Source organism: Streptomyces kronopolitis (assembly GCF_014646275.1).
Classification (GTDB): domain Bacteria; phylum Actinomycetota; class Actinomycetes; order Streptomycetales; family Streptomycetaceae; genus Streptomyces; species Streptomyces kronopolitis.
Genome location: NZ_BMND01000009.1, coordinates 64,136 through 88,466, shown reverse-complemented (window position 1 = coordinate 88,466; position 24,331 = coordinate 64,136). Strand labels below are relative to the sequence as shown.

The following is a 24,331-nucleotide window of genomic DNA, read 5'->3' as shown; positions in this document are numbered from 1 at the left end:
TCACAGTCGGTGCCAAATCCGCGGATATTTATTCAATTGACTTAGTCCTTCATGTGGAATGGGGACTTCAATGTCTGGTCCCCCTTCGTACGGCCTGTCGTACTTTTGGAAATGCTGTCTGTAGTCTTCGGCGGGTATCCTCACCTCGATTAGGCCTTCTCGGTAAAACTTGGCGTACTTGTTCAACGGGAGGTCGAAATTATCCTTCGAGAAGTACGCACGCCCATCGTACCCTGATGGATGATTGTCCCCTCCCGGAAAGTCTTCCGGAAGGTAGCCGTTGTCCCTCTGATGCTGCCCCAGACCGGGCTGAGGAGCCTTGTAAAGCCTGACCGGTGGTTCTTCGCCGGACGACTCGTAAGGCGCGAGGCCGAGCGGGTCGAATGCCGTCAATGGGTTCCGCACATAGGAAACCGGATTGTCGGCCGGCTCCAGACCCAAAGGATCAGGTGTCAGATAACGCCCCGTGCCAGGATCGCAGTGCCGAAAGTAGTTGTAGTGGAGGGAAGTCTCTGGATCGAAGTACTGTCCCGGGAATCTCAGCGGCGTGTACGCCGTGGCTCCGCGGTTCCACGCCGTGGATCCCCACAGCGTTGTCCGGGCGCGCCAGGCAGTGTCACCGGCCTCTGAGATGAGCGCAGTGGGGCTGCCGACGAGATCGGTGACGATGGCGAAAAAGCGCTCGTCGACCTCCGGCTGCGATGCCGAAATCATGTGGGAACTGCGCAGTTTGCGTTCCCGTTGGATCAGTGGGATGAGGCCTTGGTGATCCCACGTGAGGACTATTTCCCCTTCGGTCTGTTCGCAGAGGGTATGGCCGTCCCAAGTAAATTCCACCCGCTCCAGGACCGTTTTTTGGTCTTCGCCGAGGCGTCGTTTCGAGATGCGTCGACCGAGTGGGTCATAGGCGTACTTCCAACAGGTTCCGTTGGGAGTGGTGCATGAGGTCAGACGGTCTTCTGCATCCCAAGTGAAATGCCAGGTCTCCGGCTTACGGGAAAGGCGGGTCTTCTGGCGGAGGATGGTGCGGCCAGCCGCGTCATATTCGTACCGGACGGCCCCGGCGCGTTTGATGCGGGTGCCTGTGTAGGTGCGCTCTCCACGGGCCTCGGGGGCCGGGTGACGGTCAGGCCAGGTGGCGTGGGTCTGGTTTCCGGCCGCGTCGTATGCGTAGGCCTCATTCCAGTTGCGGGCGGATACGGCAGTGACCCGACCGCCCTTGTCGAGCTCGAAGCGGCGGACACCATTGAGATGGTCGTCGATGCTTGTGAGATATCCGTCCGCGCGGTAGCTGTATGCCTGGTGCTGAAGGGTTTCGGTTGCCGAGGTGACGTGCTGGTCGGTGAGACGACCGAGGGGGTCGAATTGCTTGGCCAAGGAGATTTCGCCAAGAGTGCGGGACATCTCCTGGCCGAGCGCGTCGTAACCGAAGGTCATTGTGCGGCCGGAGGCATCGAGGCTCGTGCGCTGTCCCACTGCGTCGTAGGTCCATTGACTCATGGCACCGGTGGGTGTGATGCGGGATATACGGCGCCCGAGGCTGTCGTAGGCGAACGTGGTGGTTCGGCCATTCACCGTCTCGGCGACGAGCTGCCCCAACGCATCGTGGCTGTAGGTAAGTTCGCTGTCCGGAGCAATGATCTGGGTGAGCCGGCCGACTGCGTCGTAGGCGTATGTGGTGATCTCGCCATTGACGTCCTTGGAGACCTTGCGGCCCAGCGCGTCATAGGTGAAGCGGATCGTCTGACCGAGTGCTGTAGTACGTGAGGTCAGTCGGCCCGTCGCGTCGTGTGCATACGTCTGTGCACGAGCGTCGAAGTCCGTCTCGGAGATCAGGCGGCCGGCGTCGTCGTACTCGTAGTTCCAGGTCAGCCCCTGGGGGTTGGTCACGTTCGTGAGCCGGAGTTCGGTGTCGTGCGTGAACTCGTGGCGTGCGCCGTCCGGGTCGGTGCGCGCCTTCAGTTGGTCGAAGTGCCCGTACTCGAATGTAGTGACCTGACCCAAGGGGTCAGTGTGCGCGGTGCAGTTTCCTTCCCCGTCGTAGATCCAGGATTCCCGGGTGGAGTCCGGGTTCAGTCGGGTTGCCAGATGTCCTTCGGGGGTCCACTGGCAGTGGGTGACATTGCCCAGAGGGTCAACAGCGGAAGTGGTACGGCCGAAACGGTCCCGGTGGAAGGACGTCACGGCGCCCAATGGGTCGATGACCGTGAGGGGGAGTCCGGCGCCATCCGACTCGATGCGGCTGATGTGTCCCAGCGGGTCTGTGACCGAGGTGAGGTGGCCGGATCCGTCGTAGGCGAAGCGCGTGATCCGTCCGGCGGGGTCTGTGACGGCGACCCTATTGCCCTTGGTGTCGTACTCGTAATGGATCGTCCGGCCATCCGGACCAGTGATCTGCGCCGGCAGGCCCAGGTCCGTATAGGTGGCGGTGCTGGTGGAACCGTCGGGACGGATGAGGGAGACCAGGCGCCCGGCCTCGTCGTACGTCAGCTGCGTGCTGGCGCCCAGTGGGTCGGTGATCTGCACGGGGCGGTCGTCGGCGTCGTAAGTGGTGCGGGTGGTGCTGCCGAGCGGGTCGGTGACCGCGACGACCTGGAGCCGGTCGTTGATGAGGTACCGGGTGCAGGCGCCCCGCCCGTCGGTGTGGATGGTGGTGCGGGTCCCGGTCTCCGAGTCGGGCTCACCGTAGGAGAACCGGTTGGTCAGATGCCCCTCGGCCCCGGACTGGGCAGTGCAGCGGTGATACCGATCGTAGGTGTACTCGTAGCGGGAGTCGTTGGAGTCGACCCAGGCTGTCATCCGGTGCTCGGTGTCGTACTCGAACCGGGTAACGGCGCCGGTGGAGTTGGTGACGGTGGTGAGGTTGCCGTCATCGTCGTGCCCGTAGGACCTCAGTAGTTGGTCCGAGCCGTCGTCGGCCGCGCCGACCAGCCGCAGCGCGGTGAGGCGCCCCTCGTCGTCACAGGTCAGCCTGAGCTCGTAGCCGGCGCTGTGGCGAATCGCATACGGGATGCCTGTCGCGTCCGCGTAGTCGAAGGTGATCCGGTGCCCATTGCGGTCCGTGATCTCGTCGGGCAGGGCCATGCCGGGACGGTGCAGGGCGTCGCTGAAGTATCGGGTGTGGCCTGTTTCCGGATCGTTGACGGCCCAATCGCCCTGGAGTGTGCGCATCAGCGGCCAGCGCGGACCGTCCTTCGGCAACACCCGCTCGCCGGCCCCCGGGAGTGGATAGCGCAGCAGCATGCCGGTTTCGGTGACGAAGACGACACCTTGGTCGTCGATCTCCAGGTGCTGGTCGACGGTGGAGGACCAGGAAGGGCCGACGTGACGGCCGATACGGGTCGAGGACTCGAATTTGCGGGTGAAGGTCAGCGGCAGCGAGCCGGGCAGGGCGATGTCGGTCTGGGAAAGGAAGACCTTGCCCGAGGCCAGGTCGACGGGGTCGGTACCGTCGGTGCATTTGCCCTCGTCGCGACGTGTCTTGTCGTGTGGGTGGCCGGCTTCGGCCTCGTCACGGGCGCTTTGGGAAGGGCCTGTGACGTTGCGACGGCCGCCGCCCGTGGCGTGCGGGGCCTGGGGCATGTCGTGCTTGTTGCCCTTGAGCAGCTTGTCCAGTTCGGCGGCGTGCTTGGCGTCGTTCTCGGCATGGTTGGTAGCAACCTTCTTCAGCCGGTCGCCCGCCCCGTGGTACAGGTCCTGGACTGCCTTGCTCGCGTCCTTGGCCAGGGTCTTGCCCAGCTTCTCCGCGCCGTCCTCGAGCGCCTTGACGATCCGGTTGCTCATTCGAAGCTCACCCCCGCGGCCTTCGACTCGAATTCCGCGGCGTGTGACGCCACCGCCCTCGCATGCCCGCGCAACAGCTCGGCGCGCGTGTGCAACTCCTCGGGGTGGATCGAGAAGCTCGTCCCGACACTGCACCCGGCGCCGGCGGAGACGCCGAGCGCGGACTCGGCGGCCTGGAAGACCAGCCCGCTCACCGCCTTGCCCACCACCTCCACCAGGGGATTGATGGCCGCCTCGATGACCTGGCCGATGATGTACTGCTCCAGTTGCTGTTCAAGGAAGTTCACGAGCTTCCTGCCCGCTGCTATCACCAGTGCCTCGGCAGCCTCCGCGATTCCGAGGGTGGCGACCGCTGCTGCCTGATCGGCCACGAAGGTGATGGCCAGCACGATCAGCTCGGCGATCGCCTCCATTTTCATCGCCACGATGGTGTCCGCCGCGACATCCAGCGCGGTGGCCACCGTGTGACTGGCGTTGATCAGCTCCGTCATGTGACCGTTCGACAGTTGCCCCCACTTGGCCAGCAGCGCCTCGTAGGACGCCCCTTGATACACCTCGGCCAGTTGGTGGATTGTTGACGTCGAGTCCTTATGCGTATTGTCCAGTGTCTGCGCGAAGTCCCTTACGTGGGAACCGAATTCTCGGACTTTGTCCTCATTGACGTTCGGCCAGTTCACCCCGATGAACTGAAGGAACGACACCACCTCATCGGGTAGTTCAATTGCCATGCTGATCCCCCTTGGTCATACCGACGCAACAGCCCATCAGATGACACCCAAGGGAGTGCAAGAGGGGTGCAAAGTTCTGCTCGGCGTATCGCCAGGAATCCGCCAGGGGCGCCCACCCGGGAGTGAATCGACCCGGACGGCCGCTCCTGTCGATCTCCTGACTCTGTGGAGCCGTCCCCCCTCACGACACGGGCGGCGATGACTCGGAGCCCATGACTTCACACGGTGCTTGTATGTCACGAGCGCGAGGGCGGATGCCTCTGCTCTTTGGTGGCGGGGATCGACCGATCACCGTACTCGCAGTGGTGACCGTCGCCGCATGCACGGTAACTGTGTGCTGCGTCGGAGCGTCGGCAGGGGCCTCGGCGTCCGTCGCTCTCCTGGGTGCCATATGGGCAGGTCTTTCTTTGCCGCGAGCCGGAATCGTCCGCTGAGGGGTGCGATCAAGGGCGGAGAGCGTCGATTGCCGGCATGCTGAAGGCTTCAAAGATCCCTGCTGGTCAGGAGGCGTATTTCACGTCCCCAGGCTCGGGCGGCAAATGTCGCTTCGTCCCTTCCATCCCCTGAAATCCGGAGTATCCTGAAACAAGGCCTACGGGGCGAGCGAGGGAGTTCGGCTGGACGGGCCTCGGAGAAGGGAGTTCTGGCTCTCGCCGGGGACATGAAGGAAGGTCGGGCTGAGAGGCTGGAAGGTCGGGAGACCGGAAGGCGACCCCTAGCACCTGATCCGGACAATGCCGGCGAAGGGAGCCCACCTCGTAGGTCGTACGTGTGCCTTGATCAGCTGTTGCGCAGCAGGTCGGCGCACTTTTCGCCGATCATCATCGTGGTGATGCAGGGGTTCACGGCGGGCAGGAACGGCATGATCGAGCCGTCGGCCACGCGCAGGCCGGTGACGCCCTTGACGCGGAGCTGGGGGTCGAGGGGGGCCGCCTGGTCGTCGGCGGCGCCCATGCGGACGGTGCAGGCCGGGTGGTAGACGGTGTTGTGGGTCGTGCGGATGTAGTCGAGCAGCTCGGCGTCGGTGCGGGCGGAGGAGCCGGGGGCGAGTTCGGTGCCGGCCCAGTCGGCCATGGGGGACTGGGAGACGATCTCGCGGGCCAGGCGGAGCCCCGCGGTCATCACGCGGATGTCGTGTTCATCGGTGAAGTAGCGCGGGTCGACCATGGGCTTGTCGCGGAAGTCGCGGGTGCGCAGGCGCACGGTGCCCAGGGAGCGGGCGCGGGTGACGTTCGGGGTGAGGCAGAAGGCGTTCTCCGAGGTCGGATAGCCGCGGCGGTAGGTGTTCATGTCGAACGGCATCGACCCGTAGTGGAACATCAGGTCCGGGCGGTCGAGGCCCGGTTCGGTGTCGGCGAAGATGCCGATCTCCCACCACTGGGTGGACGAGGTGACCATGGGCCGCCGGGCATCCCACATGATCACGCCCTCCGGGTGGTCCTGGAGGGAGGAGCCGACGCCGGGGGAGTCGACGAGCGGGTCGATGCCGGTGGCGCGCAGATGGGTGGCCGGGCCGATGCCGGAGAGCATCAGCAGCTTCGGGGTGTCGACGGCGCCGCAAGAGACGACGGTCTCGCGGCGGGCGTTGACGGTGCGGGTGTGGACCAGGTCGGGGTCGAGGTAGTCCACGCCGGTGCAGCGTCGGGCGGAGTCGAAGTTCAGGCGCCTGGCCTGGAGTCCGGTGCGTACCTCCAGGTTCTTGCGGGTGCCCATGACCGGGTGGAGGTAGGAGACCGAGGCCGAGGAACGGGTGCCGTCGGGGCGGCAGTTGATCTGGAACCAGTTTGCGCCGCGGATGACGGTCCGGCCGGAGTTGAACGGCGTCGTCGGGATGCCGGCCGCCGCGCAGGCCTCCAGCAGGGCCACCCCGCACGGGTCGTTGGGCGGAACCGTGCGCAGGGTCACCGGGCCGCTGCGGCCGTGGTGGTCGCCGGGGGCGTCGTTGTTCTCCAGCCGCTGGTAGAGCGGGAAGCAGTCGGCCGCGCTCCAGCCGGTGCAGCCCATCGCGGCCCACTCGTCGAGGTCCTCGGCCGGGGCCCAGAAGGCGATGCAGGAGTTGTGCGAGGAGCAGCCGCCGAGCACCTTGGCGCGGGCGTGCCGCATGAAGCTGTTGCCGTTCTCCTGGGGTTCGACCGGGTAGTCCCAGTCGTAGCCGGACTCCAGCAGCCCCATCCAGCGGTCCAGCCGCAGGACGTTGTCGTCACCGACGTCGGAGGGGCCGGCCTCCAGGAGGCAGACGCTGACCGCCGGGTCCTCGCTGAGCCGGGCCGCGACGACGGCTCCGGCCGTGCCGCCGCCGACCACCACGTAGTCGAACTCGTCCACAGGGGCTTCTTGGGACATCGTGCCGCTCCAGTCAGGGGGTGGGGGCGCCGCTGTCGCCCGGGGTGCCGGGGTCGGAGGCGACGGCGGCGTGCATGGCCAGCACGCCCGTCTTCTTGCGCTGGACGAACCAGTAGTAGGCGAATCCGCCGATCGCCACGACTCCGATGAACAGGAAGGCGCCCCAGCGCAGATACCAGTGCTGCGGGCCGGTCGCGTTGTAGACCGCGGCGCGCGGCCAGGCGAGGTTGAGGGACATCGCCAGGCCCCAGAGCACGGCGAGGATGTTCACCGGCAGACCGAACTTGCCGAGGGTGAACTTCCCCTTGGCCGGGGTCCAGTTGCCGCGCAGCCGCTGGACGAGCATCGGCAGGGTGACCGCCAGGTACGCCAGGTAGATCATGATGATCGCGATGCTGGTGATCACCGAAAAGATCTGCGGCTGGTTGACATTGATGAGCAGGATGCCGATCCCCACCAGCCCGATGATGACGGCCGGCAGCACCGGGGTCTGGAAGCGCGGGCTGACCTTGGCGAGCAGGGAGGCCGCCGGGAGGTTGTTGTCCCGGGCCATCGCGAACGCCAGCCGGATGCCGGCGGTGTGCACCGCCAGATCGCACACGGTGATCGCGATGACCACACACCACAGCACGATCTGCCCCACGGTCGACCCGAGCGTGGAGAGCACCACGTACTGCAGGCCGTCCACGGACAGCTGCTTGGCGTGCAGATCGGGCACGGCCAGCAGGGCGAACAGCAGGATCAGGCCGCCGATGAGGAAGGACGCGACCAGGGCCCGCAGGATCGCGCGGGGGGCGTTGCGGCCGGGGTCCTTGGACTCCTCACCGAGCGAGGAGGCCGTGTCGAAGCCGTACATGACGTAGGCCGAGGCCAGCGAGGCGGTGAGGAAGGCGCCGAAGTAGCCCAGGCTCTGGCCCTTGCCCAGGCCGAAGGTGTCGGTCACCGTGCTGGGCCCGCGGGTGATGTGTGCGGCCAGCAGCAGGACCAGGACGATGGCGGCGATCAGCTCGATCGCCACGCCCGCGGAGTTGATCCGCGCCATCAGCTTCACCCCGAAGGCGTTCACCAGGGTGGTGAAGGCGATCAGGACGGTGCCCAGGAGCACGGCGTTCTCGGCGGCGGACTTGCCGGTGCCGTCGCCGATGAACTGGAACCACGACGAGATCTGCGGCAGCGTCACCTGGTAGGCCAGCGCCACCGCGGACAGCGAGACCATGGAGGCGGTCAGCATCATCCAGCCGCCGAGCCAGCCGATGTGCGGGCCGCCGAGCTTCTTGGCCCAGTTGTAGATGGACCCGGCCACCGGATAGCGGGCGGCCAGTTCGCAGAAGCACAACGCCACCATCAGCTGCCCGAGGAAGACCATCGGCCACGACCACCAGTACGCCGGGCCGCCGTGGGCGACACCGAAGTAGAACAGCTGGAAGGTGCCGGTGAGGATCGAGATGTAGCTGATGCCGGCGGCGAAGGTGTGGAAGTTGCCCAGGGTGCGCTTCAGCTCGGGCTTGTAGCCGAGTTCGGCGATGGCCTCGTCGTCGTGTTCGTGTTCGTGCTCGGCCGCGGTGTCGGGCCGGGAAGCTGCGGGATCGGTCACTCGAACCACCTCTGCGGACGCGGCGCGGTGTTGCGCCAGACGTGCTTGGCCTCCTGGTACTCGGCCAGCCCCGCGGGCCCCAGTTCCCGTCCGACGCCCGACTGCTTCATCCCGCCCCACTCCGCCTGCGGTACGTACGGATGGAAGTCGTTGATCCACACCGTTCCCGCGCGCAGCCGGGCGGCGACCCGGTGGGCCCGTTCGCTGTTCTGCGTCCAGACCGCGCCGGCCAGCCCGTACACCGTGTCGTTGGCCAGCGAGACCGCCTCGTCCTCGTCCCGGAAGCGTTCGACGGTCAGCACCGGGCCGAAGCTCTCGTCGCGGACCACGGACATGTCCGGGGTGCACTCGTCGAGCACGGTCGGCAGGTAGTAGAAGCCGTGGGACAGCGAGGGGTCGTCGGGCGCCGAGCCGCCGCAGAGGAGGACGGCGCCCTCGTCCAGCCCGGCCGCCACATACGCCTCCACCTTCGCGCGGTGCGCGGCCGAGATCAGCGGGCCGGTGCGGGCGTACTCGTCGAACGGTCCGCCGAGCCGGATCCGCTGGGCCCGGGAGACCAGCTCGTCCACGAACGCGTCGTGCAGCTCCTCCTGGACGAGCAGCCGGGCGCCGGCCGAGCAGACCTGGCCCGAGTGCAGGAAGACGGCCATCAGGGCGTAGTCGACGGCGGTGTCGAAATCGGCGTCGGCGAAGACGATGTTGGGGTTCTTGCCGCCCAGCTCCAGCGCGATCTTCTTCACGGTGGGCGCCGCCGCGGCCATGATGCGCCGGCCGGTGGCCAGCCCGCCGGTGAACGACACCATGTCCACCCGCGGGTCCTCGGTCAGCGGTGCGCCCACGCCCTGCCCGGTGCCCAGCACCAGGTTGGCGGCGCCGTCCGGCACCCCGGCCTCGGCCAGCAGCCGCATGAGGTGCAGGGCGGTGTGCGGGGTCAGCTCACTGGGTTTGAGGACGAAGGTGTTGCCCGTGACCAGGCAGGGGGCGACCTTCCAGGCGGTCTGCAGCAGCGGGTAGTTCCACGGGGTGATCAGCGCGCAGACCCCGACCGGTTCGTGGCGCACCGTGCTGTCGACGTCCGGGGTCCCCGCGTCCACCACCCGGTCGGACGCCCCGGCCGCGCCGAGGTTGCCGAAGTAGCGGAAGCAGTTGGCGATGTCGTCCATGTCGTAGGCGCTCTCGACCAGCCGCTTGCCGGTGTCCAGCGACTCGGCCCGGGCCAGCGCGTCCTTGTCGCGCTCCAGCAGCTCGGCGACCCGCAGCACCACCTTGGCGCGCTCGGCCGCCGGGGTCCGCGGCCAGGATCCGTCGTCGAAGGCGGTGCGGGCGGCGAAGACCGCGGCCGCCGCGTCCTTCGGCCCGCCCTCGTCGACCGTCGCGACCAGCGTGCCGTCCGCGGGGCAGCGGATCTCCCGCAGCTGCCCGTCGGCCGCTGCGGTCCACTGGCCGCCGATGAACAGATCCGGCATGTGCTGCCTCCGGTCCTAGGGGGTGTCGTTCGGGTCGTGGTGGGTCAGGGAGCGGGGTCTGGTGCGTGCGATCGCACGGCGGAGGAGGGAGTCGACGCGGAGCGTCGCCGACCGACGACAACGCGGCGAGGGTGCGTGCCAGGGCCCGCGAGCCCGCCATGGTCCAAACGACACCCCCTAGGGCTCGTACGGGGTGCCAGCGGCGGGCGCGGCGCCCCGGCCGGCGGTGTCAGGTGCCGGCTGGCCCGCTGTGCGGACCTCGGTGACGATCACTGCACCGAGAGTAGGACGGGCGCTGCGGCTCCGCACGGCACGAGGGGCCGGGGGAGCGGGCGCCGCCCCGGGTGGGGCCGGTGGAGTGACGGGCCGGGCGGCCGGGAGAATGGGGGGATGAGCGGCGAGCGGGACCGGGGGCGGCGGGTGCCGGAGCCGGAGAGGTGCGCCGGTCCGGTGGCGGACGCCGCGCCGGAGCCGGACGCGGACCCCGGCGGCGCGCGCCCGTATCCGGTGCCCGACGCCGCCGCCTATCTGGCCGGCCGCTGGGACGTCGAGCGCACCGTCCACGACCTGCGGACCGGCACCGAAGGGCACTTCCGGGGCACCGCGGAGTTCCGGCCCGAGGGGACCGGCGACGCTCTGCTGCACGTGGAGGAGGGGCGGCTGACCTGGGACGGCACGGTGTATCCGGCGAGCCGCACGCTGCGGCTGCGGCCCCGCCCGGACGGCACCGCCGGGGTCGAGTTCGCCGACGGCCGGCCCTTCCACGACCTCGATCTGCGCACCGGCCGGTGGACCGCGCGCCACCCCTGCGCCGAGGACCGCTACGAGGGGTCCTTCACGGCCGTCACGGCGGACGAGTGGCGGCTGCGCTGGCGGGTCGGCGGGCCGGCGAAGGACCAGCTGCTGCGTTCGGTCTACCGCCGCCGGGGGTGAGCGCGGCGGGCTGCCGCCGACGAACGGAAAGGCGCCCCCGGGGGCAGGAGTTCCCCCGGGGGCGCGGTCCGTCGTCCGGCGCGGCGGCCGGTCAGGCGGCGGGCAGTTTGCCCCGGCCGAAGAGCTTGCGCTCGTCATGCAGGGCGAACGGCGTGGTCCGCAGGTCGGCGATCTGGATGCCGAAGATCTTCAGTTGCAGCATCAGCTCGGTCTTCAGGTCGTAGCCCGCGCTGAGCGCCCACGCCGGGGCACCGCCGCCGTGCGCGGCCGCGGCCTGTCCGGTCAGGTGGACGGACAGCTCGCCGCCGACCCCGACCGTGTCGTAGAGGAAGACCTGGGCGTGCGCCCCGATGCGGGCCGTCGCCGTGGCGGCGCCCTCGACCCGGGGAGTGGAGCCCTTGGTCTGCTGGTCCGCCGTGTGCAGCGGCTGCCAGCCGTTCGTGCGGTCGTACTTCGCGCCGACCGCGAACGCGCCGGAGGTGCGCTGGTCGGCGTCTAGCACGATGCGGCCGCCGGCCGTGAAGCGGTAGGTGAAGGTGACCTCGGTGCTCACCACGACAGGGACCGGGCCCACCCAGAAGACGTGCCGGCCGGTGACCGCCGCCAGCGGCACCGAGACCTGCCCGGTGTCGGCGGTGCCGCGCACCTTGCCGTGCACCTGCCAGCCGTAGGCGTAGGAGCCGCCGAGGCCGACCGCCGCGCGCTGCGGCAGGATGTTCAGCCCGCCGCGCTTCTCGTACTGGAAGATCAGCTCGGGCCGGAACTTCACCTCACCGGACAGCCGGGCCGGCGACCGGTCGGTGGCCTGCACGCCCTTGGGCAGCGGCACATTGACGCCGAGGCGCAGGGTGGTGAGCGCCTTCCGCGCGTCGGGCGGCAGCGCGTCCTCGGAGGAGGCGCCGGCCGCGCCCGCGGAGGGGCGGACGAGCGGTGCGCGCTTCTCCGGCGCGTTCGACGAGTCGCTCGCCGAGGGGCTGGGAGAGGTGCTGGGGGAGGCGTCCGGGCTCTCGCCGGAGGGCGTGCTCGGCGCGCCGGACGGTGTGGACGAGGCGTCGCCGCCCTGACCGGCGCCGGGCTTCTGCACGGTGACGCCGGACGACAGCGGCTTGACGGACAGCTCGCCCGCCCGCAACGCCGTGCGCTGGTCCACCTTCTGATCGCCGAGCAGCTCGGAGATCGTGGCGGGGGCGGTGGCCACCCGGACCTCGTCGCCCTGCGAGCCGGTGACCTTGCGCACCTTGAACAGCGCGCCCGAGGGGGCGTGCCGGTTCGGTGCGGCGGCGATCACATCGCCGGTGCGCACGGACTTGCCGGCGGACGGCTTGAGCACCGCCTGCTTGCTGCGCGCGTCGTACGAGGAGAGCTTCACCGCGACCGAACGTCCCTGTCCGGTGGGCGCGTTGGACGGCGTCGCGGCCACGGCGGCGCCCTCGGAGCCGTTCGCTCCGCCGGTGTTGTCCGGAGCCGAGTTCGGGTCCGGGGAGCCGGCGGCGCGGATCGCGGCCGGGGACGAGCCGGAGTCGTCGTGCGACAGCAGCGCATGGGTGCCGAGGGCGGCGGGGACGAGTACGCCGACCGCGGCGGCGGGCACCGCTATCCGGCGCCAGGAAACAGCCAATGGAATTCCTTGGGGTGCGGGGGGTGGCAAGGAGGCACTACGGGGCCGCGGACCGAACCCGGAACGATCCGGGCGACGGGGGAAAAGTCATCCAACATCGAACATCTGTAGGGGTTCGGGCGGCTTCCTCGTAGCATGGCGATGAATGATCGCTTTCGCCATGGGGAAAGACACCGAGTCGGGAGGGGACGCGTGGAGAATTCCACAACGGTGCCGGAGGCCGTCGCCGCGCTGCACACCGCCATCGACGCCCTCACCGACGAGGTCGTCGACGGGCTCCGCGCCCAACTCCCCTCCTACGCCGTGGTCTCCCTGGACCAGCTCCGCCCACGGGTGCGGGCGTCCCTGCGCAACGGCCTGTCCCTGGTGCAGCGCTGGTCCGGGGAGCGGCGCGGCCCCCTCGGATCGGTGCCCGGCGAGGGCGGCGCCCACGGCGTCCCGGAGACCCATCTCGACGAGGTCACGGAGCTGGCCCGCGCGCTGCCCGTCGAGGACATCATCTCGGCCTACCGGATCGGCACGGACGTCGTCTGGCGGCGGTTCGGCGAGGAGATGGCGGCCCGCCGCGGCACCGCCGAGGACCTGCTGCCGATCGCCGAGACCCTGCGCGCCTGGGCCGACGCCAACACCCTGCGCGTCGTCCGCAGCTGCCGCATCGGGATCCAGGAGGACGCGATGACGGACCGCCGGCGCGCCGCGCTGGTCCGCGCCCTGCTGCTCGGCCAGGCGCAGTGGGACGAGTCCCTGGCCGGGGATGGCGCGGCCGCCGGTGAGCGTGGTGACGGGGATCTCACGGACGGCGCGTACGACCGCGGCGCGCTCCGCCTCCCCTTCCGCGCCTGCCTGCCCGGCGCCGCCCCGCCCGACGGCCCGAGCGCCCCCGCCGCGCACACCCCCGGCCACCCCGGCCCGGGCGACCGCGCCTTCCATCGGATCGTCGCCGCGCTGCGCCCCTGGCTCGCGCTGGACAAGGCGGGCAAGCCCCTGGTCACGACCGTGGACGGGGAGGTGGCCGGACTGCTGGCCGGGCGCCCGGGCGGGCTGTGCCGCAGCCTGGTCCTCGGGCTGGGCGCCCCGGTGGCGCCCGCCGGGCTGGCCGCGGAGTTCACCCGGGCCACCCAGGCGCTGCGGGCCGCCCTCGGGTTCGGGCTCGTCGGGGCGTTCACCCGCGAGGAACTCGGGCTGCGGGCCACGGTCGTGGCGCTCCCGGCCGTGGGCGAGGGGCTGGTGCGGCTGCGGCTGGCGCCGCTGGCCGAGCGCGGCGAGGACGGCGCCCAGCTGGAGGAGGCGGCGGCCGCCTATCTGCGGCAGGGGCTGCGCCTGGACGCGGCCGCACGGACCCTCTACGTGCACCCCAACACCCTGCGCAACCGGCTCCGGCGCTTCGAGGAGATCACCGGCACCAGCCTGCGCGACCCGGCCGACCTGGCGGAGATCTGGTGGGCGCTGACGCACCGCCGCCTGCACGGCCCGGAGGGCTGAGGCGCCCGCCGCGCGCCGTGGGAGCGCGAGGGCTCAGGCCTTCACCGCCCGCAGCGCGTACAGCAGCGGAATGATCGGCTCCGAGGGCGGTAGCCGCCACCAGCCGTTCTCGGCCGGCACCATGGCGTCGAACCGCTTCCAGGGCAGCAGCTCGGTCTCCCGCACCAGCTGGAGGGTCAGCCCCGCGCCGATCACCGCGGAGACCACCTCCCCGAGGCCGTGCCGCCACTCGTAACTGGTGGTGGCGCCCCGCACCGGCGGACCGTCGGTGTAGGTGCACGGGGTGTCGCTCCTGAGCGGACCGCGCCCCGCCAAGTAGTCATGGTGCAGCCGCAGTTGCTGCCGCTCCGGGCTCGGCGTCGGCCCCAGGGCGTCGAGCAGCGGATGGAACTCCACCAGATAGAGCATCCCGCCAGGCCGCAGCAGCGCGCTGACCACCTCCGCCCAGGCCGCCAGGTCCGGCAGATAGCACAGCGCCCCCTTGCCGGTGTAGACGACGTCGAACCGCCGCCCGCCGAGCGCCTCCACCGCCCGGTGCACATCCGACCGGACGAACTCCACGGACCGGCCGGCCTCCCCGGCGAGCCGGCGCGCCTCCGCCACGGCCGCGGCGGAGAAGTCCAGCCCCACCGTGTGCGCGGCGCCCCGCTCGGCGAACGCGGCGGTCTCGGTGCCCAGATGGCACTGGAGATGCAGCACCTCCCGCCCCGCCAGATCCCCCAGATCCGTCCACTCGAACGGCGCGAACCAGTCCTCGGCGGTCCGCGAACCGTCCAGTCCGTAGAAGTCGCTGGCCACATGGACCGGGGTGCGCGCGTCCCAGTTCGCCTGGTTGGCCAGGAGCATCTGTTCGGTGCTGGGCAGGGTCACCGGGAGCGGCGCCGGCTCGCTCTTCTCTGTGGTCATCCATGACTCCTACCCGCGGGGCGGCGAGGCCCATGCCCCGCGGGACCGGAGCGGCGCGCCGGGCGGACGCGGCGCGCCCGAGGCGCCTACGGCAGCTGCGACGGCGTCGTCCACACCTCTCCGTCGAGCACATTGCGCATCCCCACCCACACCATGTTCATCAGCCGCAGGGTGATCCGCTCCGGGGGCTCACCGGGGTGCAGCGCCATCCAGTCGGTGAGCGAGTCCGCCGCACCGACGAGGGTGTACGCCACGAACTCGGCGTCGTCGTCGGGGCGGGCCGGGCCGTCACTCGCCGCGATGTCGGCCCGCACCAGTCCGGTGACCTCCGCCAGCAGCGCCCGCCGCGACCGGGCCAGCTCCGCGGTGATCGCCGGGCTCGGCTCCGAGGACTGGCGGTGCAGCACCACCCAGCTGTCGCGGTGCTCGGTGACGAAGGTGAAGAACGCCAGCAGCCCGGCCCGCAGCCGCAGTTCGGGGGAGTGCGCGGGGACCGCGGCGGCCCGGAAGACGGCCAGCAGGCGTTCGGCCTCGCGCCGCAGAGCTGCGAGGAACAGCCCTTCCTTGGAGTCGAGGTAGAGATAGACCATCGGTTTGGAGATGCCGGCGTGTTCGGCGATCTCGTCGACCGAGGCGGCGTGGTAGCCGCGCCGGGCGAAGACCCGGATCGCCGCATCGATGATCTGCTGCTCCCGGACCGGCCGGGGGACGCGTCGCCTGCGTATGTCGCTCATTCGCGTCAGCTTACCCCAGCCTTACTGGCGAGTAAGGTTACGTGGAAGTAAGGCGCTGGGGCCCGGCGGGAGCCTGCCGCCTTGATCGTCGGCAGGTGTAAAGCGCGCCGACGGTGGTAGGCGAATCTCCGTAACGCCCCGCATCGCAACGGCCGTTGATCGGGTGATGGCCGACGCGGCGCTGTCTGTGGCACGGGTCGGAGTGCTCCTCGGCCGGTCCGTGGCACACGGGGCGGAGCCCGGCGCCGGGTGTCGCCGGGGGAAGTGAGAGCGGGTCGCCGCCGATGAGTGGCGAGGCGGCGGCCCGCACCCGCCCCCGGCCGACCGCTGACCCCGCGGGCGGCGATTCCCGGCCGGAATGGCCGTCGGGGCGACTCCTCGCGAGTGCCGGATGGCCGGTTGAACCCCCTTGATTCGCACGCATGTTGGGTTTGTGTCCCGTCGGTGGTGCCCCAGCCGTCACTCCGTGCACGTGACCCGGTCACTTGTCTGCACCAACCCCCGTCCGGTGGGTATGTTGGGGGCTGCGGGGCGTGGTCGTACAAACACGCAATGAGCGCGGCTGCCCCCTGGCTGAATGCTGTCGAAGCGACGGGAAAGTGTGGAATGAGCCAAGAAGCGCGACCGCCCTCCGGAGTCGTCGACGTCAGCATCCCGAGCGTTGCCCGGATGTACGACTACTACCTCGGCGGCAAGGACAACTACGCCGTCGACCGCGAGGCCTGCGAAGAGCTGAGCAAGGTCGTCCCGAGCACTCAGGTGCTGGCGATCAACAACCGGCGCTTTCTGCAGCGGGTGGTCCGCTGGCTGGCCCGCGAGCACGGCGTCCGGCAGTTCATCGACCACGGATCAGGCCTGCCGACGCAGGACAACGTCCACCAGGTCGCCCAGCAGGTCGACCCCGCCTCCCGTGTGGTGTACGTCGACAACGACCCCATCGTGCTGGCGCACGGCCGCGCGCTGCTGGAGGAGAACACCAACACCGCCGTCATCCAGGCGGACATGCGGGACACCGACGGCATCCTGAACAGCCCGGAGGTGACCCGGCTGATCGACTTCGAGCAGCCCGTCGCCGCCCTGTTCGTCTCGGTGCTGCACTGCATACCGGACGCCGACGACCCGGCCGGTCTCATCAAGCGGGTCGCCGACCGCCTCGCGCCGGGCAGCTTCCTGGTGGTGTGCCAGCTGGTCAGCGAGGACGCCGCCACCCGGGACTTCGTCACCGAGTTCATGCGGGTCAGCACCCAGGGCCAGTGGGGCCGGGTGCGCCAGGCGCACGAGCTGGCCGGCTTCCTGGACGGTCTGGAGGTCCTGGAGCCGGGCCTGTTGGAGGTCTCCACCTGGATGCCGGACGCGGACATCGGCCCCAAGCAGCTCACCCAGGAGTGGATCGAGTTCGGCGGCGTCGCCCGCAAGTCGTAGCGCGGCGGCAGCAGAAGAGGGGCGGGGCGCCCGTCGGGACCCGGCCCCTCCTCCGCCCGCGGACGGGCGTCAGCTCTCCTGCTTGAGCAGCCGTTCCAGTATCACCAGGGATTCCCGCGGGGACTCGGACTGCGCGCTGAGCCGGTCCATCACCGCGAGGTAGTGGTCGACGTCATCGCGCTTGTCCAGATAGAGCGCGCTGGTGAGCTGCTCCAGATAGACGATGTCCGGCAGATCCGGCTCCAGGAACCGCAGGATCGTGATCGGACCGCCGGCCGCCGCCAGCCCGCCGAGGCTGAACGGCGCGATCTGCAGCGTGACATTCGGCAGCTCGGCCATCGTCAGCAGATGCCTGAGCTGGCCCTCCATCACCTCGGGCCCGCCGAGCGGACGGCGCAGCGACGCCTCGTCGATCACGGCCCACACCCGCGGCGCGTCCGGGACGGTCAGCAGCTCCTGACGCTGCACGCGCAGCCGCACCCGTCGCTCGATCTCCTCGGCCGAGGCCCGCGGATGACCGAGCTGCGTCACCGCCCGGGCGTAGTCCGGGGTCTGCAACAGGCCCGGCACGAACTGGACCTCGTAGGTGCGGATCACCGAGGCGGCCTCTTCGAGGCCGATGTGGGTCTCGAACCAGCCCGGCAGCACATCGCCGTACTGATGCCACCAGCCGGGAGTGCTGGTCCGGCGGGCCAGGGTGAGGAAGTCCGAACGGACCGATTCCTCCGTGACGTTGTAGAGCGTCAGGAGATCCGCGACATCCCGTTCCTTGCAGCTCACCCGCCCCAGTTCCAGGCGGCTGATCTTCGCGTGGGAACCGCGGATGGCGTCGCCCGCGGCCTCGCGGGTGATGCCCGCGCCTTCGCGCAGCCGGCGCAGTTGGGTGCCCAGCACGATACGCAGGACGGTCGGGCCGCCCCGCGGGTGCGTGAGGTAGCGGCGCAGGGACGGATCGCTGCTCGGCTGTTCGGCGCTCATGCCGCGACCCCGTTCCGCTCGGCCTCGCACTCGCGCGGCGCGCACCGTTCGGCGGTTCGCTCGCTGCGCTCGCTCATGCTGACTCCCCTGGGTGGTCGGGCGAACGCCCAGTGTCCCATCGGCCCCGGCCCGCGTACAGCCGGGGCGGGTATTCGGCCGACATATGCGTCAGTCGCGGCCGACGAGATCGTCGAAGTCGCCGTCCTTGGCGCCCTGGACGAAGGCGGTCATCTCGTCGCGGGTGTAGACCAGCGCCGGACCCGAGGGGAAGCGGGAGTTGCGCACCGCTACCTCTCCGTCCGAAAGAACCGCCAGTTCAACGCAGTTGCCGCTGGGGTTGCTGCGACGGCTCTTGCGCCAGACGGCGCCGTCGATGGCGGTTGCCTCGATGCCGTTGGTCACCGGCTCCATATCAGATGCTCCCTTGCTGGAGGACGCGCCTCCGACCGATTCCGGGCCTTCGCTCACCTTGGCGCGAACGTGCCCCTGGGTGCCCGTACTTACCGATGTAATTGCAGATGCACTTGCATCGACGGACGACTGACGAGGATATTAGCTCTCCGAGGCAGTCCGGCCCAGTCCCGAAATCCCCCTCGCGGAGATGTTGATGACCACTCATCCGGCAGAGACCGTGCACGACGCCCTCCGGGATGAAGCGTGTGACGACACCTGGTGGATGCCCGCCCCGGACGACTTCGCGGCGTGCGCACTGAGCAGTTCGGCCCGCACCGTCGCGGAGGCCCGCCGGTTCACCCGGGCGACGCTGGAGGGCTGGAAACTCTGCGCGGGCGTCGCCGAGGACGCGGCCCTGGTCGTGTCCGAACTCGTCAGCAACGCCCTGCGGTACGGCGGCGGGGCCGGGGGGAAGCGCGGGCGCGGTGAGGCGTTGGCCGCGCTGTGTCCCGCCTGGCTGGCCCTGACCCGGCAGGGCGCGACCGTGCTGTGCGCGGTGTCGGACGCCGGCGCCGGCGCACCCGTCGTCGGGCCGCAGGACACGCTTGCCGAATCAGGACGTGGTCTCCAGATCGTCGACTGCCTGAGCGATGCCTGGGGCTGGACGCCCCCGGACCGTTCGGGCAAGACGGTCTGGGCGACCGTGTCGCAGCGCGGCTGAGGGGGGAGCGCTGCGACGACGAGGCCCCGCCCCGAGTGTGCCGTTGGCCGCTCGGGGCGGGGCCGCTTCGTGGTGCGGTGTTAGGGGATGTCCTGCGGGTCTCCCAGGCCGAACGCGGTCAGCAGCCGTTCGGCCGCCAGCGTCGCGGTCAGTTCGCCCTCGCGCACGGCCCGTTCGACCTCGGGGCCCAGGCGGCGCACCTCGGGGTGCTCCCGGAGCCGGTCGATCATCCGGTCGCGGACCATCGACCAGGTCCAGTCGACCTGCTGGGTGCGGCGCCGCTCGGCCAGCGCGCCGGTGGAGTCCAGCAGGGTGCGGTGCTGCTCGACCCGCTCCCACAGCGCCTTCAGGCCGGTGCCCTCGCGGGCGCTGCAGGTCAGGACGGGCGGGGTCCAGGCCGCGTCCGGGGGCTGCAACAGCCGCAGCGCACCGGCGAGTTCGCGGGCCGCGGAGCGGGCGTCCCGCTCGTGCGGACCGTCGGCCTTGTTGACGGAGACCAGGTCCGCCAGCTCCAGTACGCCCTTCTTGATGCCCTGGAGCTGGTCGCCGGTGCGGGCCAGGGTCAGCAGCAGAAAGGTGTCGACCATGCCCGCGACGGCGGTCTCGGACTGGCCGACGCCCACCGTCTCCACCAGGACGACGTCATAGCCCGCCGCCTCCATCACCACGATGGACTCGCGGGTGGCCCGCGCCACCCCGCCCAGCGTGCCGGAGGTGGGGGAGGGCCGGACGAACGCCGCCGGGTCGGTGGCCAGGCGCTCCATCCTGGTTTTGTCGCCCAGGATGGAGCCGCCGGTGCGGCTGGAGGACGGGTCCACGGCGAGCACCGCCACCCGGTGCCCCATGCCGGTCAGCAGCGTGCCGAGGGCGTCGATGAAGGTCGACTTGCCGACACCGGGCACCCCGCTGATGCCCACTCTGCGGGCCGCGCCGGAGTACGGCAGCAGCTCGATCAGCAGCTGCTGGGCCGCCGCCCGGTGATCGGGGCGGGTGGACTCGACCAGGGTGACGGCCCGGGCGATCCAGGCGCGGGAACCCGCGCGGACACCCTCGGCGTACCGTTCGACATCGATCCTCGCCGGCATGTCCCCCCGCTCACAGCTCGTGGCCGAGGACCGCTGCCAGGTCCCGCACCAGATCGTGGGCGGCCTCGGGGATCACCGTGCCGGGCAGGAAGACCGCGGCGGCGCCCATGTCGCGCAGCGGCTGCACGTCCTGCGGCGGGATCACCCCGCCCACCACGATGGTGATGTCCTCCCGGTCCTCCGCGGCCAGCGCCTCGCGCAGCGCGGGCACCAGGGTGAGGTGGCCGGCCGCCAGGGAGGAGACCCCGACGATGTGCACGTCCGCCTCGACGGCCTGCCGGGCCACCTCGGCCGGGGTCTGGAACAGCGGGCCGACATCGACGTCGAAGCCCAGGTCGGCGAAGGCCGTGGCGATCACCTTCTGGCCGCGGTCATGGCCGTCCTGGCCCATCTTGGCCACCAGGATGCGCGGCCGGCGGCCCTCGGCGCGCTCGAACTCGGCCACCAGCGACCGGGTGCGCTCGACACCGGAGGAGGGGCCCGCTTCGTCTCGGTACACACCGGAGATCGTACGGATCTGGCCGGAGTGGCGCCCGTAGACCGACTCCAGTGCGTCCGAGATCTCACCCACGGTCGCCATGGCGCGGGCCGCGTCCACCGCCAGCGCCAGCAGATTGCCCTCCAGCCCCTCGCCGGGGCCGGACTCCGCCGCCGCGGTCAGCGCCCGCAGCGCCTCCTGGCAGGCCTGCTCGTCGCGCTCGGCGCGCAGCCGCTTGAGCTTGTCGATCTGCTGGGCGCGCACCGAGGAGTTGTCGACCTTGAGGACCTCGATCTCCTCGTCGGTCTCCACCCGGTACTTGTTGACGCCGATCAGCGCCTGGCGCCCGGAGTCGATCCGCGCCTGGGTGCGGGCCGCGGCCTCCTCCACGCGCAGCTTCGGGATGCCCGCGTCGATGGCCTTGGCCATGCCGCCGGCCTCCTCGACCTCCTCGATGTGCTGCCAGGCGCGGCGGGCCAGATCGTGGGTGAGCTTCTCGATGTAGGCGCTGCCGCCCCAGGGGTCGATGACCCGGCAGGTGCCCGACTCCTGCTGGAGGAACAGCTGGGTGTTGCGGGCGATCCGGGCCGAGAAGTCGGTGGGCAGCGCCAGCGCCTCGTCCAGGGCGTTGGTGTGCAGGGACTGGGTGTGGCCCTGGGTGGCGGCCATCGCCTCCACGCAGGTGCGCGTGACGTTGTTGAACACGTCCTGCGCGGTCAGCGACCAGCCCGAGGTCTGCGAATGGGTGCGCAGCGAGAGGGACTTGGGGTTCTTCGGCTCGAAGCGCTGGACCAGGCGCGCCCACAGCAGCCGGGCCGCGCGCAGCTTGGCGATCTCCATGAAGAAGTTCATGCCGATCGCCCAGAAGAAGGACAGCCGCGGCGCGAAGGCGTCCACGTCCATCCCGGCCGCCAGGCCCGCGCGCAGGTACTCGACCCCGTCGGCGAGGGTGTACGCCAGCTCCAGGTCGGCCGTCGCGCCCGCCTCCTGGATGTGGTAGCCGGAGATCGAGATGGAGTTGTAGCGCGGCATCTTCTGCGAGGTGTACGCGAAGATGTCGGAGATGATCCGCATCGAGGGCTGCGGCGGATAGATGTAGGTGTTGCGGACCATGAACTCCTTGAGGATGTCGTTCTGGATGGTCCCGGCCAGCTTCTCGGGCGGTACGCCCTGCTCCTCCGCCGCCACGATGTAGAGCGCCAGCACGGGCAGCACCGCGCCGTTCATCGTCATCGAGACGGTCATCTTGTCCAGCGGGATGCCCTCGAAGAGCTGCCGCATGTCGTAGATCGAGTCGATGGCGACGCCCGCCATGCCGACGTCACCGGTCACCCGCGGGTGGTCGCTGTCGTAGCCGCGGTGCGTGGGCAGGTCGAAGGCGACCGACAGGCCCTTCTGGCCGGCCGCGAGGTTGCGGCGGTAGAAGGCGTTGGACTCCTCGGCCGTGGAGAAGCCGGCGTACTGCCGGATCGTCCAGGGCTGGTTGACGTACATCGTCGGGTACGGGCCGCGCAGATACGGCGTGATCCCCGGGTACGTCCCCAGGAAGTCCAGGCCGTCGAGGTCCGCCTCCGTGTAGAGCGGCTTGACGTCGATGCCCTCCGGCGTCTCCCACGTCAGATCCGCCACGCCCTTGCCGGTGGCCTGCTCGACCGCCTCGGCCCATCGCGCGCCGTCGCCCGCGGCGTGCGCCGCCTCCGCGTCCCCCAGCTCGACCGTGCTGAAGTCCGGGATGGCGCCGGCCTGCTGCGTCGTGTCTCCCATCACGCCACCTCCATGACATCCAGGGCCGAGGAGAGGACCTCGACCGCGTCGCAGCCGGCGAAGACGAAGGTGTCCACGCCCGCCGCGGTGAATTCCTCCCGGCGCTCGCCCGGCTTGCCCGCCAGCAGCACCCGGACCGCTCCCGCCGACTTCAGCGCGGCCGCCACGACCGCCGCCTGCTCGCCGTACACCGCGTCGCTCGCGCACAGACACGCGATCCGCGCGCCGCTGCGGGCGAACGCCCCGGCCACCGACTCCGCGTCCACCGGCGCGGGTTCGTTCACCGTCTCGATGCCGCCCGCCTGGAACAGATTGGCGGCGAAGGACAGCCGGGCGGTGTGTGCCGCGACCGGGCCCAGCGCGGCCAGGAAGACCTTCGGGCGGGCGCCGCTCGCCGCCAGATGGGCGTCGGAGCGCGACCGCAGCCGCTCGTACGCGTCGTCCCGGCGCACCCGCGGCAGCCCCCCGCCGATCGGCGCGGGCGCCGGCTCGCGGTGCACCGGCGGCTCGGCGAGATGCGGGAACTCGCTGACGCCGGTGATCGGTTCGCGCCGGCGGGCGAGGTCGTCGGTGCGGCGCTGCCAGGTGTCGGCCAGCCGGCCGGCGATCATCCCGGAGCGCAGCGCCTCGGCCTGGCCGCCCGCGCCCTCGATCTCCTGGAACCACGCCCAGGCGGCGCGGGCCAGCTCGTCGGTGAGGCTCTCGACGTACCAGGAGCCGCCCGCCGGATCGATGACCTTCGACAGGTGCGACTCCTCCAGCAGCACGGACTGGGTGTTCCGGGCGATCCGCCGGGCGAACGCGTCGGGCAGGCCCAGCGCGGCGTCGAACGGCAGCACCGTCACCGCCTCCGCGCCGCCCACCCCGGCGGACAGTCCGGCGACCGTGGTGCGCAGCATGTTCACCCAGGGGTCGCGACGGGTCATCATCACCGTGGAGGTGACCGCGTGCTGGCGCTGCGCGGCGGCGTCGGGCGACGCCCCGCACACCTCGGCGACCCGCGCCCACAGCCGGCGGGCCGCGCGCAGCTTGGCGATGGTCAGGAACTGGTCCGCGGTGGCGGCGTAGCGGAACTCCAGCTGCCGGCAGGCGTCGTCGATGCCGAGCCCGGCCGCCGTCAGCTGCCGCAGATAGGCGACGCCGGTGGCCAGCGAGGTGCCCAGTTCCTCGGCGGCCGAGCCGCCGGCCTCGTGGTACGGCAGCGCGTCGACGGCCAGCGCCCGCAGGCCCGGCGCCTCGGCGGCGCAGCGCCCGGCGAGGCGGGCCGCGGACTCCAGCTGGAGGCGCAGCTTGGCGTCGTCACCCGTGCGGGCCAGCAGGCCGAGCGGGTCGGCGCCCATCGCGCCGGACGCCTCGCCGAGCGCCGCGCCGGAGGCGGTGTACAGCCGCAGCAACTCCTCGGCGGCCGGCGCGAAATCGGCGCCCGCGTCCAGGACCACCGCGGCCAGGTCCAGATAGACGCCCTGCAGCGCCTGCTCCAGACCGGAGACCGGCACGCCGCCGTCCCCGACGGTCAGCCAGACCGACGTGACGCCGTTCTCCAGGTCGGCCAGGATCGATTCGTTGGCCCGCCGCGGGTCGGTGTGGACGTGCTGCTGGCGTACGTCCCACCCGGCGACGGTGGTGCCTTCGGGCCGGCCGGCCCGTACGAAGGGGGGAAAGCCCGGGTGGCCCGGGACGGCCGCACCGTCCTCGGCGGTGTAGAGCGGGCGGATGCGGATGCCGTCCTGGAGGCCGGTGGCGAGCGCGTCCTCGGCGGCGGCGCCGGACGCCTCGGTGACGCCCGATTTGCGCAGCACACCTTCGACGAGGCGCTGCCACTGCTCTCGGTCGGCATCCGGGAAGGCGGCGGCCAGGGGGAGTTCGGGGGACTCGGCGGTCATGGCAGCAGGCTAGGCGAACG

Annotated in this window: 17 protein-coding genes; 4 read left to right on the top strand and 13 right to left on the bottom strand. The window is 70.7% G+C overall.

From position 1 onward, the window contains the following. From IEY78_RS13040 to IEY78_RS13020, 5 genes are all read right to left on the bottom strand, one after another. Nucleotides 1-3,783: a DUF6531 domain-containing protein gene (locus tag IEY78_RS13040; protein ID WP_189097851.1), complete on the bottom strand. Its 3,783-nt coding sequence runs from the start codon at nt 3,781-3,783 to the stop codon at nt 1-3. Continuing rightward, complete coding sequence (locus IEY78_RS13035) at nt 3,780-4,511, bottom strand: WXG100-like domain-containing protein (protein ID WP_189097850.1); 732 nt, start codon at nt 4,509-4,511, stop codon at nt 3,780-3,782. The genes IEY78_RS13040 and IEY78_RS13035 overlap by 4 nt, the downstream gene beginning before the upstream one ends. A 780-nt stretch (nt 4,512-5,291) precedes the next feature. Further along, nucleotides 5,292-6,854, bottom strand: a complete 1,563-nt coding sequence (locus tag IEY78_RS13030; protein WP_189097849.1) for a GMC family oxidoreductase — start codon at nt 6,852-6,854, stop codon at nt 5,292-5,294. A 13-nt stretch (nt 6,855-6,867) separates the two neighbouring features. After that, nucleotides 6,868-8,448 carry an APC family permease gene (locus IEY78_RS13025; protein WP_189097848.1) on the bottom strand — a complete coding sequence of 527 codons (1,581 nt, stop codon included), beginning with the start codon at nt 8,446-8,448 and terminating at the stop codon, nt 6,868-6,870. Then, the gene (locus IEY78_RS13020; RefSeq protein ID WP_189097847.1) at nt 8,445-9,914 is read right to left on the bottom strand and encodes an aldehyde dehydrogenase family protein; all 1,470 of its coding nucleotides are present in this window, start codon (nt 9,912-9,914) and stop codon (nt 8,445-8,447) included. Before IEY78_RS13020 ends, IEY78_RS13025 begins: the two co-directional genes overlap by 4 nt. Nucleotides 9,915-10,304: 390 nt before the next feature. On the opposite strand from IEY78_RS13020, the gene IEY78_RS13015 reads away from it, so the two are divergent. Then, nucleotides 10,305-10,847, top strand: a complete 543-nt coding sequence (locus IEY78_RS13015) for a DUF6314 family protein (protein WP_268240270.1) — start codon at nt 10,305-10,307, stop codon at nt 10,845-10,847. Nucleotides 10,848-10,938: 91 nt separating this feature from the next. Here IEY78_RS13015 and IEY78_RS13010 read toward each other — a convergent pair whose 3' ends face one another. After that, nucleotides 10,939-12,465 carry a hypothetical protein gene (locus IEY78_RS13010; protein WP_189097846.1) on the bottom strand — a complete coding sequence of 509 codons (1,527 nt, stop codon included), beginning with the start codon at nt 12,463-12,465 and terminating at the stop codon, nt 10,939-10,941. A gap of 192 nt (nt 12,466-12,657) precedes the next feature. Here IEY78_RS13010 and IEY78_RS13005 point away from each other — a divergent pair, with 192 nt between their 5' ends. Then, entirely contained in the window at nt 12,658-13,947 is a 1,290-nt protein-coding gene (locus IEY78_RS13005; RefSeq protein WP_229699903.1) for a PucR family transcriptional regulator, read from the top strand. A gap of 33 nt (nt 13,948-13,980) precedes the next feature. Here IEY78_RS13005 and IEY78_RS13000 read toward each other — a convergent pair whose 3' ends face one another. Both IEY78_RS13000 and IEY78_RS12995 read right to left on the bottom strand, forming a co-directional pair. Then, nucleotides 13,981-14,853 carry a class I SAM-dependent methyltransferase gene (locus IEY78_RS13000; protein WP_189097845.1) on the bottom strand — a complete coding sequence of 291 codons (873 nt, stop codon included), beginning with the start codon at nt 14,851-14,853 and terminating at the stop codon, nt 13,981-13,983. Between the two features lie 86 nt (nt 14,854-14,939). Further along, complete coding sequence (locus IEY78_RS12995) at nt 14,940-15,587, bottom strand: TetR/AcrR family transcriptional regulator (protein ID WP_189097844.1); 648 nt, start codon at nt 15,585-15,587, stop codon at nt 14,940-14,942. Between the two features lie 606 nt (nt 15,588-16,193). Here IEY78_RS12995 and IEY78_RS12990 point away from each other — a divergent pair. Continuing rightward, nucleotides 16,194-17,009, top strand: coding sequence for an SAM-dependent methyltransferase (locus tag IEY78_RS12990; RefSeq protein ID WP_189097843.1), 816 nt, complete (start codon nt 16,194-16,196; stop codon nt 17,007-17,009). Nucleotides 17,010-17,078: 69 nt separating this feature from the next. Here the strand turns inward: IEY78_RS12990 and IEY78_RS12985 are convergent, their stop codons facing one another. Further along, the gene (locus tag IEY78_RS12985) at nt 17,079-17,987 is read right to left on the bottom strand and encodes a Sco1979 family transcriptional regulator (RefSeq protein WP_189097842.1); all 909 of its coding nucleotides are present in this window, start codon (nt 17,985-17,987) and stop codon (nt 17,079-17,081) included. Between the two features lie 168 nt (nt 17,988-18,155). Further along, nucleotides 18,156-18,398, bottom strand: coding sequence for a DUF397 domain-containing protein (locus IEY78_RS12980; RefSeq protein WP_189097841.1), 243 nt, complete (start codon nt 18,396-18,398; stop codon nt 18,156-18,158). Nucleotides 18,399-18,594: 196 nt separating this feature from the next. On the opposite strand from IEY78_RS12980, the gene IEY78_RS12975 reads away from it, so the two are divergent. Next, nucleotides 18,595-19,101: an ATP-binding protein gene (locus tag IEY78_RS12975; RefSeq protein WP_189097840.1), complete on the top strand. Its 507-nt coding sequence runs from the start codon at nt 18,595-18,597 to the stop codon at nt 19,099-19,101. 80 nt (nt 19,102-19,181) lie between these two features. Here the strand turns inward: IEY78_RS12975 and meaB are convergent, their stop codons facing one another. The 3 genes from meaB to IEY78_RS12960 are packed head-to-tail and all read right to left on the bottom strand — an operon-like array spanning nt 19,182 to nt 24,311. Beyond that, the gene (gene meaB, locus IEY78_RS12970) at nt 19,182-20,186 is read right to left on the bottom strand and encodes a methylmalonyl Co-A mutase-associated GTPase MeaB (RefSeq protein ID WP_189097839.1); all 1,005 of its coding nucleotides are present in this window, start codon (nt 20,184-20,186) and stop codon (nt 19,182-19,184) included. 10 nt (nt 20,187-20,196) lie between these two features. After that, nucleotides 20,197-22,428, bottom strand: a complete 2,232-nt coding sequence (scpA, locus tag IEY78_RS12965) for a methylmalonyl-CoA mutase (RefSeq protein ID WP_189097838.1) — start codon at nt 22,426-22,428, stop codon at nt 20,197-20,199. Then, on the bottom strand, nt 22,428-24,311 hold the full coding sequence (locus IEY78_RS12960) for a methylmalonyl-CoA mutase subunit beta (RefSeq protein WP_189097837.1): 1,884 nt from the start codon (nt 24,309-24,311) through the stop codon (nt 22,428-22,430). Before IEY78_RS12960 ends, scpA begins: the two co-directional genes overlap by 1 nt. Nucleotides 24,312-24,331: the final 20 nt, after the last annotated feature.

Excerpts from the sequence above, each read along its gene's own strand:
- IEY78_RS13040 (WP_189097851.1), bottom strand. The coding sequence starts at position 3,783 with ATGAGCAACCGGATCGTCAAGGCGCTCGAGGACGGCGCGGAGAAGCTG.
- IEY78_RS13035 (WP_189097850.1), bottom strand. The coding sequence starts at position 4,511 with ATGGCAATTGAACTACCCGATGAGGTGGTGTCGTTCCTTCAGTTCATC.
- IEY78_RS13030 (WP_189097849.1), bottom strand. The coding sequence starts at position 6,854 with ATGTCCCAAGAAGCCCCTGTGGACGAGTTCGACTACGTGGTGGTCGGC.
- IEY78_RS13020 (WP_189097847.1), bottom strand. The coding sequence starts at position 9,914 with ATGCCGGATCTGTTCATCGGCGGCCAGTGGACCGCAGCGGCCGACGGG.
- IEY78_RS13015 (WP_268240270.1), top strand. The coding sequence starts at position 10,305 with ATGAGCGGCGAGCGGGACCGGGGGCGGCGGGTGCCGGAGCCGGAGAGG.
- IEY78_RS13000 (WP_189097845.1), bottom strand. The coding sequence starts at position 14,853 with ATGACCACAGAGAAGAGCGAGCCGGCGCCGCTCCCGGTGACCCTGCCC.
- IEY78_RS12995 (WP_189097844.1), bottom strand. The coding sequence starts at position 15,587 with ATGAGCGACATACGCAGGCGACGCGTCCCCCGGCCGGTCCGGGAGCAG.
- IEY78_RS12990 (WP_189097843.1), top strand. The coding sequence starts at position 16,194 with ATGAGCCAAGAAGCGCGACCGCCCTCCGGAGTCGTCGACGTCAGCATC.
- IEY78_RS12985 (WP_189097842.1), bottom strand. The coding sequence starts at position 17,987 with ATGAGCGCCGAACAGCCGAGCAGCGATCCGTCCCTGCGCCGCTACCTC.
- IEY78_RS12980 (WP_189097841.1), bottom strand. The coding sequence starts at position 18,398 with ATGGAGCCGGTGACCAACGGCATCGAGGCAACCGCCATCGACGGCGCC.
- IEY78_RS12975 (WP_189097840.1), top strand. The coding sequence starts at position 18,595 with ATGACCACTCATCCGGCAGAGACCGTGCACGACGCCCTCCGGGATGAA.
- meaB (WP_189097839.1), bottom strand. The coding sequence starts at position 20,186 with ATGCCGGCGAGGATCGATGTCGAACGGTACGCCGAGGGTGTCCGCGCG.
- scpA (WP_189097838.1), bottom strand. The coding sequence starts at position 22,428 with ATGGGAGACACGACGCAGCAGGCCGGCGCCATCCCGGACTTCAGCACG.
- IEY78_RS12960 (WP_189097837.1), bottom strand. The coding sequence starts at position 24,311 with ATGACCGCCGAGTCCCCCGAACTCCCCCTGGCCGCCGCCTTCCCGGAT.